Annotated in this window: 8 protein-coding genes; 5 read left to right on the forward strand and 3 right to left on the reverse strand. The window is 70.5% G+C overall.

Annotated elements, in window-relative coordinates; translation table 11 throughout:
• The first annotated feature begins 484 nt into the window (after window positions 1-484).
• The 4 genes from ITP53_RS51430 (at window position 485) to ITP53_RS51445 (ending at window position 4495) form a co-directional block, all read left to right on the forward strand.
• On the forward strand, window positions 485-1057 hold the full coding sequence (locus tag ITP53_RS51430) for a TetR/AcrR family transcriptional regulator (RefSeq protein WP_195902799.1): 573 nt from the start codon (window positions 485-487) through the stop codon (window positions 1055-1057).
• 59 nt (window positions 1058-1116) lie between these two features.
• The gene (locus ITP53_RS51435; RefSeq protein WP_195902800.1) at window positions 1117-2328 is read left to right on the forward strand and encodes a Cmx/CmrA family chloramphenicol efflux MFS transporter; all 1212 of its coding nucleotides are present in this window, start codon (window positions 1117-1119) and stop codon (window positions 2326-2328) included.
• Window positions 2325-3140, forward strand: a complete 816-nt coding sequence (locus ITP53_RS51440) for an MOSC domain-containing protein (protein ID WP_195902801.1) — start codon at window positions 2325-2327, stop codon at window positions 3138-3140. Before ITP53_RS51435 ends, ITP53_RS51440 begins: the two co-directional genes overlap by 4 nt.
• 161 nt (window positions 3141-3301) lie before the next feature.
• The gene (locus ITP53_RS51445; RefSeq protein WP_328818546.1) at window positions 3302-4495 is read left to right on the forward strand and encodes an MFS transporter; all 1194 of its coding nucleotides are present in this window, start codon (window positions 3302-3304) and stop codon (window positions 4493-4495) included.
• 115 nt (window positions 4496-4610) lie between these two features.
• On the opposite strand, the gene ITP53_RS51450 is transcribed toward ITP53_RS51445, so the two are convergent.
• Together ITP53_RS51450 and ITP53_RS51455 are read right to left on the reverse strand one after the other, a co-directional pair.
• Window positions 4611-6176, reverse strand: a complete 1566-nt coding sequence (locus tag ITP53_RS51450) for a bifunctional 3'-5' exonuclease/DNA polymerase (RefSeq protein ID WP_195902802.1) — start codon at window positions 6174-6176, stop codon at window positions 4611-4613.
• A gap of 21 nt (window positions 6177-6197) precedes the next feature.
• A complete protein-coding gene (locus tag ITP53_RS51455) occupies window positions 6198-7445 on the reverse strand; it encodes a metallophosphoesterase family protein (protein ID WP_328818552.1) in 1248 nt (415 codons plus the stop codon).
• 427 nt (window positions 7446-7872) lie between these two features.
• Here ITP53_RS51455 and ITP53_RS51460 point away from each other — a divergent pair, with 427 nt between their 5' ends.
• Window positions 7873-8289 (forward strand): hypothetical protein, encoded by a 417-nt coding sequence (locus ITP53_RS51460; protein WP_195902804.1) that lies wholly within the window; start codon window positions 7873-7875, stop codon window positions 8287-8289.
• Between the two features lie 140 nt (window positions 8290-8429).
• Here ITP53_RS51460 and ITP53_RS51465 read toward each other — a convergent pair.
• Window positions 8430-8863: FAD-linked oxidase C-terminal domain-containing protein (locus tag ITP53_RS51465; RefSeq protein WP_328818548.1), on the reverse strand; the 434-nt coding region annotated here is incomplete at its 5' end.

Here is an 8863-nt window from a genome sequence, read left to right on the forward strand (position 1 = left end):
GCAAGCTCCAGCCACATTCAGGGGGGCGAGCCCCCCACCCCCATCAAGATCAAACGCCAAAAACACCGGGGGCTTCGCCGTTGCGGAGGAGCGAGCTCCTCCGCTGAATGCGGCAGGAGCAAGCTCCAGCCACATTCAGGGGGGCGAGCCCCCCACCCCCATCAAGATCAAACGCCAAAAACACCGGGGGCTTCGCCGTTGCGGAGGAGCGAGCTCCTCCGCTGAATGCGGCAGGAGCAAGCTCCAGCCACATTCAGGGGGGCGAGCCCCCCACCCCCATCAAGATCAAACGCCAAAAACACCGGGGGCTTCGCCGTTGCGGAGGAGCGAGCTCCTCCGCTGAATGCGGCAGGAGCAAGCTCCTGTCACATTCAGGGTTCGTCCCGGTCCGCCCGTAGATCGAGCCCCGAAGACCCGCCCATTCGGGGAAAGCGGGCTTCCTTGTTTTGCACCAAGCGTTCCAAAAAGTGCTAACGTGCTGCGCATGGCGCGGCCGAGGACGTTCGAGGAGGGTAGGGCGGTTGAGTCGGCCATGCGCGCGTTCTGGGAGGCGGGCTACGAGGGCACCTCGACGCAGGACCTGTGCGCGGCCACCGGGCTCGGGCGCAGCAGCATCTACAACACGTTCGCCAGCAAGCACGACCTGTTCGAGAAGGCGCTGCGCCACTACATGGACAGCAGGATCGCCACGTTGACCGAACTGATGGACGCCGGCCTGCCCGTCAAGGAGAAGGTGCGGACCGTTCTGCGATGGGCGGTCGAGCCCGAGCCCGGCGAGCCGCCCGGCTGCCTGGTGGTCAACTCGCTGATCGAGCTGGGCCCGCACGACCCGGAGATCGCGGCGCTGCTGGAGCGTCACAACGCCGACCAGCGGCGGCTCGTGCGGTCCGCGCTCGAGATCGCCATCAGCCGGGGCGAGATCGACCGCGACAAGGACCCGCTCGCCCTGGCGTACTTCGTCTTCGCCACGGTCAGCGGCATGCGCGTGGCCGCCTGCGGCGGGGCCGACCGGGCGGCGCTCGAAGCCATCGCGAACACCGCGCTGAGCGTCTTCTGACTTTTTTCGCGCGCTTTTTTTGAACTGATCAATCTAAAATTCACTGGAAAGGGGTCGCCATGCCTTTGGCGGTCTACATCCTTGGCCTGTCGATCTTCGCGCAGGGCACTTCCGAGCTCATGCTGGCCGGACTGCTGCCCGAGATGGCGGCGGATCTTCAGGTGTCCGTGCCCGAGGTGGGGCTGCTGATCTCGGCGTTCGCGATCGGGATGCTCGTGGGCGCGCCGGTGCTGGCCGTGGTCACGCTGCGCTGGCCACGGCGTACGGCATTGCTGACGTTCATGGCGGTCTTCGTCCTGTCGCACGTCGTTGGCGCGCTGACCTCCAGCTACGGCATGTTGTTCGCCACCAGGGTGGCCGGCGCGTTCGTGTACGCCGGCTTCTGGGCCGTGGCGGCCGGCACCGTGATCGGCCTGGTGCCGGTCGCCTCCCGTGGCCGGGCGATGAGCGTCCTGGCGGGCGGGCTGACGGTCGCCACCGTCATCGGCCTGTCCGCCGGCACGGTCATCGGCCAGCACCTGGGCTGGCGGGCGGCGTTCTGGACGGTCGCCGGCATGACGGTGCTGACGGCGATCGGCCTGGTGGCCACCATCCCCGGCGGCCGGCCGGCGACCGAGGCGCTGCCGCGCGTGTCCGCCGAGCTGCGCTCCATGATCAATCCCAGGCTCTGGCTCGCGTACGGCACCACCGCGCTGACCACCGGCGCGCTGCTTGCCACCTTCGGTTACCTGAGCGTGCTGCTCGTCGACACCACGGGCCTGGACTCCGCCTGGGTCCCCGCCGTGCTGGCGCTGTACGGGGCCGGCTCGCTGATCGGCATCACGATCGGCGGCAGGACGGCAGACGCGCGCCCCTTCCCCACCCTGTACGCCGGCGTCGCCGGCCTGGTCGTCACCTCCGTGGCGCTGTCCATGGGCGCGTCCGTCCCCGCGGTGGCCATAGCGCTGGTCTTCCTGCTCGGCGCGTTCGGCTTCGTCACCAACCCGGCGCTGAACACCCGGGCCTTCGCGCTGGCCAAGGACGCCCCCACGCTCGCCGCCGCGGGCAACGTCTCCGCGTTCAACGTCGGCATCACCGCCGGTCCCTGGCTGGGCGGGCTGGCCATCGACGCGGGCCTCGGCTACCCGTCCGTGGCCTGGATCGGCGCCGCGATCGGCGTGGTGTCGCTCGCCACCGTGGCGCTGGGCGCGGGCCTGCACCGCCGGGACCTCGCGGCCCGGGAAGACGCGCAGGAGACGGCGGGCGGCGGTGAGATACGTTCAGCGGTATGAAGCTGGGGAGCATCCACTTTTACCCCGTCAAGTCCACCGCCGGCCACGCGGCAGCCGAGGCCGAGGTGCAGCCCTGGGGCCTGGCCGGCGACCGGCGCTACCTCATCACCGGCGAGAGCGGCAAGATCTTGACCGCTCGCGAGGAGCCGCGGCTGCTGGCCTGCGTCGCCCGGCTCGACGGCGACACGCTCACGCTGACCGGGCCGCACGCCGAGCCGCTGCGGGTCACCCCGTCCGCCACGAGGTCGACGGTCGACGTGTGGGGCACTCCGGTGGAGCTGACCGACTGCGGCGACGACGCGGCGCGCTGGCTGTCGGCGCTGGCGGGCCGGCCCGCCAGACTCGTCTGGCTCGACGACCCGACTCGGCGCCCGGTCGACCCGGCGTACGGGCGGCCCGGGGACCGGGTGAGCCTGGCCGACGGCTATCCCCTCCTGCTCACGTCGGCCGCCTCGCTCGCCCGGCTCGACGACTGGATCGCGGAGACCGCCCTGGAGCTCGGCGAGGAGGTGCCCGAGCCGCTGCCGATGACCAGGTTCCGGCCGAACGTGGTGATCGAGGGCGTGGACACGCCGTTCGCGGAGGACGAGTGGAAGCGCGTACGCATCGGCGACGTCGACTTCCGCGTGACCAAGGGATGCGACCGGTGCACGCTGACCACGATCGACCTCGCGACGTACACCAAGGGCAAGGAACCACTCCGTACGCTGGCCAGGCATCGCAAGTGGGACCGGAAGGTATGGTTCGGCATCAACCTGATCCCGGACGCGCCCGGCCGCATAGCCCAGGGCGATTCAGTCGCCATTCTCTGAAATATCGCGAAAAAATAGCATTCGAAATGAAAATAGAGTGGCTGTCCCCTTTGGGGTGATGTTGGGGGCTATGCGAGACTTCACAAGTGACCAGCACCCCCACAAAGCCCCCTATCTCATCTTCTGACCGTATTCGGCGCGTCCAACGCCGCACCCTGGGTGTGCTGTCCGCGGCACAGATCGTGGGCGGCGTGGGCGTCGCCGTCGGGCTGGCGCTCAGCTCGGTGGTCGTCGACGAGCTGTCGGGCTCCACGGTGATCAGCGGCTTCGCCGGGACGGCCACCGTTCTCGGCGCCGCGCTGCTGGCGTTACCGACGGCCAAGGCGTCGGGCAGGGGCGGCCGCCGCGCCGGCCTGACGCTCGCCTACGTGGCCGCGCTGGCCGGGTGCGCCATCTCGGTGGTCGCGATCAACCTCGGCACGTGGCCGCTGCTGCTCGCCGGACTGGTGCTCGTCGGCGGCGGGAGCGCGGGCGGCCTGGCCGCCCGGTACGCCGCCACCGACCTGTCGCCGAAGGGCCGCTCGGCCAGGCACCTGTCGCTGGTCGTCTGGGCCTCCACGATCGGCTCGGTCGCCGGCCCGAACCTGGCCAAACCGGCCGACCAGATCGGCATGCGGCTCGGCCTGGTGGAGAAGGCGGGGCCGTTCGCTTTCGCGGCGCTGGCGTTCGCCCTGGCGCTGGTCGTCATCCTCGGCTTCCTGCGCCCCGACCCGCTCACGCTGGCCCGCGACCTGAACGGCACCCATCACCCCGGCCCCGGCCGCGACCGGACGATCAGGATCGCCTGGCAGACGCTGCGCGACACCCCGATGGCCCGCCGGGCGCTCGTCATGATCGCGGTCAGCCACACGGCCATGGTGTCCGTCATGTCGATGACCCCGGTCAAGCTGCACCACGACGGAGCGAACCTGGACGTCATCGGCATCGTGATCAGCCTGCACATCGCGGGGATGTACGTGCTCTCCCCGGTCGTGGGCTGGCTGGCCGACCGGGCGGGCAAGGTGCCTGTGCTGGTGCTCGGGATGGCGCTGCTGCTGGCCGCCGCCACGCTGGCCGGCACGGCGGGGCACCGGGTGTGGCAGGTGACGGCGGCGCTGACGCTGCTCGGGCTTGGCTGGTCGTGCGGCCTGGTGGCCGGCTCGGCCCTGGTCACGGAGTCGGTCCCGATCGACCGCCGCCCGTCCGTACAGGGCCTGTCCGACCTGCTGATGAACGTCTGCGGCGCCACGGGCACGATCGTGGCAGGCGCGATCGTGGGCTGGCTCGGGTACGGCATGCTCGGCCTGGTCGTCGGCCTCATGGTCACCGTCACCGGCCTCTGGCTCGTCACCGTCCGGCACCGCACCCAACCCTGACCACCACACGGCCCTCCGGACCACCACACCCCGCCCCACCGGCACGCCACCACGGGCGGCTCGGACCGGCGCGTGCCGCGCTCACCTGGCGTCGGCGCTCACTTGGCGTGCGTGCTCACTTGGCGTCGGCGTAGGAGGTGACCGCCACGGCCTCCATCGGGAAGCGGACCGGCGTCCGCCCGAAGAGCAGCCGGCTGGCCTCGGTCGCCGCTGAAGCGACCGCCGCGATCACCTCCTCGGCCTGCCGGAGCGGGCAGTGCACCATCACCTCGTCATGCTGGAAGAACACCAGCCTGGCCGGCTCAGGCAGCAGCCCGCGCAGCACCGCCAGCAACGCCAGCGCCCACTCCGCCGCCGTGCCCTGCACCACGAAGTTGCGCGTGAACCTCCCCCTGTCCCGAGCGGCCCTGGCACCCTCGGGCCCCGACACCAGCTCCTTCCACCGGGCCGACGGCGGCGGGCTGGTGCGGCCGAGCCAGGACCGCACGAGCCGCCCCTCCTCGCCGGCCTTGGCGGCGTCCTCCACGAACTGGTACGCCTGCGGAAAGCGCTGCCGCATCACGGCCAGCAACTTGGGCGCGTCGCCGCTGGTGCCGCCGTACATCGCGGACAGCATCGCGATCTTCGCCTTGTCCCGCTCGCCCCCGAACGACTTGGCCAGCGCGGAGTAGAGGTCGATCTCCCCGGCCGCCCTGGCCAGCCCCACGTCGCCGGCCATCGCCGCGAGCACCCTCGGCTCCAGCTGCGCGGCGTCGGCCACGACCAGCACCCAGCCGTCGTCGGCCACCACGACCCGCCGCATCACCTTGGGGATCTGCAGCGCCCCGCCCCCGTTGGTGGCCCACCGCCCGGACACGACGCCGCCCACCACGTATTCGGGGCGGAACCGCCCGTCCCGCACCCACTGGTCGGCCCAGATCCACCCGTGGAAGCTGAACAGCCTGGCCAGCTCCTTGTAGGCGAGCAACGGCGCGACGGCAGGATGGTCGATCTGCTTGAGCTCCCAGGACCGGGTGGTCTTCAGCGCCACCCCCGCCGTCCTGAACGCCTTGACGAGTTGCTGCACCGAGTCGGGATTGACCGGATGCCCGAACGCCGCGGACACCTCGTCGGCCAGCGCCTGCAGCCTGGCCGGTCGCATGCCGTGCACGGGACGCGGCCCGAGCAGCTCGGTCAGCAGCTCGTCGTGCACGTCCCTGCGCCACGGCATGCCGTCGTGCGACATCTCGGCCGCGACCAGCGCCCCGGCGGACTCGGCCGCGACCAGGAGCATGAACCTGCCGGGCTCCGGCAGGCCCGCGATCCGCCGCAGCTGGTCGGCCAGCACCTCCGCCACCGCCTCCGCGCCCAGCGGCTCGGGCGCGAACAGCGTGTCGGGCACGCTCGGCTGGTCGTCCTGGACCGGCAGCCCGTGCAGCCGCGCGTGGGCGGCCCTGGCCGAGCGCGGCTCGCCGTAGCGGCCCTCGTAGGCGAGCAGCAGACCTTCGGTGAGTGCGAGGTCGTGGCAGCGCGCCGCCCGCACACCCCTGCGCAGCAGAGGCGGGTACGCCTCCCGCGTGTCCGCCCAGACCCAGCGCGGCCGCTCGGCCTCGAGCTCCAGCACGGCTCCCGCCAGGTCGGCGGGCCGGCGAGCCGTGCCACCGACAGGAAGCACCGTCTCTCCGGCGACCACGACGTACACGAGGTCAAGAGTGCCAAACGGCTACGACAATCCGATACGCACCTCGTCCTCGAGCGGCGGCTCGACCTCCTGCGCCAGGCAGCCGGTGGCGGCGAAGCACCGCAGCGTCAGCTCCCCCGGCGTGACCGAGACGTGCAGGAACTGCTTGAAGAACGGCGGCGTGTCCCAGTCGGACAACTCCGACAGGTACCGGTGGAACACCTTGTCCACGGGCAGCCGGAACGGCCACGGCCAGGCCCCCAGCAGCCGCGCCGCCCACCGCATCCTGCGAGTGATCTCGACCGGCCCGCGCACGGTCCGCACCGGCTGGTTCCTGATGTGCTCCGACATGACGCACAACGCCTCGTCCGGCGTGAGGTAGAGCCACTTCATCCGCAGCCTGCGGGCGTAGAGCTGGCTGTAGAACGACAGCGAGTCACCGCGCAGCGGATAGCACCTGAAGTCGTCCTCGTCCACGCCCGCCGCGTCCACCCGGCCGATGGTGTGCGTGGCGTGCATGAACGCGCCGGCGCCGCCCGACACGATGTACTGGATCACCCGATCACCCACCTTGACCGGATAGCGCTGGTAGTTGTGCACGTCTCCGCCGATGGCCGCGACGTACCGGTGCGCCGGGTCGCGCACGATGTCGTCGATCGTGCCGCCTTCCTCAAGTTTCGACGGCTTGTAGGCGTTCGCGGTGTAGATGGGCTTGCCGGTGACGAGGATCTTCGGGCGCGGGTCCAGCGAGACGCGCCGCAGCCACGCGGTCTGTCCCTTGTCGATCACGTTCCTGATGCCGGTGTCCACGCCCACGATGAGCAGGTCGTCACTCTCCATCACCCAGTACGGCCCCGGCTGCGCCGCCTGCTGCGACGGCTTCCCCCTGAGCGCGCGCGCCTCGGCCAGCCGTGCCTCGTCGATCTTCTCCGGTTTGCGCCACAGCAGCCCGCGCAGCCCCCGGTCCGGCTTGGGCCTGAGCGGCGGCGCGTCGCAGAAGACCCGCATGAAGCCGCCGAGCCCGTCGTACCAGTCGTGGTTGCCGGGGATCGCGTAGATCGGGGCGTCATAGTCCTTGTACGGACGGAAGAACTTGTCGCCGTACTCGTTGCCCGATCCCGTCGGATAGATCACATCACTCGCGATCAACGCGAACGACGTACCCTCCCCTATCTTCAACATCCCCGGAACAACGGCGTACTGGGACGCGTCCCCCTCCCCGGTATCGCCGAGAAGCAGAAAACTGAACGATTCTCCAAGTGCTGGTTTGATGCGGAATTCCGGATCTATCTCCGCACCAGTGGCACTGGGAGTACTGCCGGTGCTTTCGGTACCACTGGTACCGGCGGCACGGGATTTCTGCGCCGCCACCCATCGCGCCCGGACCTGTCCCGAGGGATCACCGAACAAGCCGGCGAGGATCTCGTTGCGAGACAGCCAGAGTGTCCGTAAATTCAGCCAGCTGAAGCCATGACGATCTGGCCTGAGCTGCGCGAACGTACCCATCTGCGCGCAGGCCCACCCGGCGCCCTCCTCCGAGACCCGCGAGGAGAGCTGCTTTCCACGTTCGGCAGCGACTTCCACCATGACCACATCTTTACCGTGATCTACCTTTCACGCATCCCGAAACGCTGCGTACGCCAAGGAACACAGAAGGTTCACAATGGTGTAGCCTCCTCCCCCAAGCAAGCGGTTGGGACCGCCAGGGGAGGCTCCCATGACGCGTAACGGCCCAGACGACGCGACCAGGAAAGGCACGTCGGATGTGGAGGCCATTGAGGGCCTGCTGGCTTATGCCGAGACGGCCCGGTCGCGCTGGGGCGGTGCGGCGCTCGGCAGCGCGAACGAGGCGATCGCGAGAAGCCGGGTCCTGGTCAAGGAGGCTCCGGGCGAGGTCACGACCGCCCTGCTCGCGCGCTGCCTGCGTACGGCCGCCGGGCTTCTGCTGAGGCGCGGCCGGGCCACGGACGCGCTGCCCTTGGCCACGGAGGCCGTGGCGCTCACCCGCGAGATGAGCGGCGCGCCGCTGGTCGTCTCCCTCCACTGCCTCGCGACCGCGCTCGAAGCCCTCCACCGCTACAGCGAAGCCGCGATGACCCTCGCGGAAGCCGACGCGATCCCCCCACCGGACTGAGCGGAAGCCGGCGGAATCCCCGCACGGGACCGACTGGACCCAGCGGAATCCCCGCACCGGGCTGAGCGGAATCCCCGCACCGAGCCAAGCGGAAGCCGGCGGAATCCCGCACCGGACCGAGTCGTGCGGAGTGTGCCCGGTCACCGCGCGACGAGTACGCCGGGGTTGAGTATCCCGGCGGGGTCGAGCCTGGCCTTGACGGCCTGGAGGATGCCCACGCCCAGTGGTCCCAGCTCGGCCGCGTAGGCCTCGCGGTGCTCGCGTCCCACCCCGTGGTGGTGGCTGATGGTGCCGCCCGCCTCGACGATGGCCGCGTTCACCGCCGCCTTCGCCCGCTCCCACTGCGCCACGGGGTCGTCCTCCTGGGGCGTCACGACGGTGAAGTACAGCGAGGCGCCGGTCTCGTACACGTGGGAGATGTGGCACATGACCAGCGGCGAGCCGAGCGCGCCGAGCAGGGCCAGCCGCACGGCGTCATAGAGGCGCGGCAGGTTCGACCAGAACCCGGCCGTCTCCAGCGTCTCGACGGTCGCGCCGGCGGCGAGCAGCGAGTCACGCAGGTACGGCGCGGAGA

Source organism: Nonomuraea cypriaca, from assembly GCF_015645445.1.
In the GTDB taxonomy this organism is placed as follows: Bacteria; Actinomycetota; Actinomycetes; order Streptosporangiales; family Streptosporangiaceae; genus Nonomuraea; species Nonomuraea cypriaca.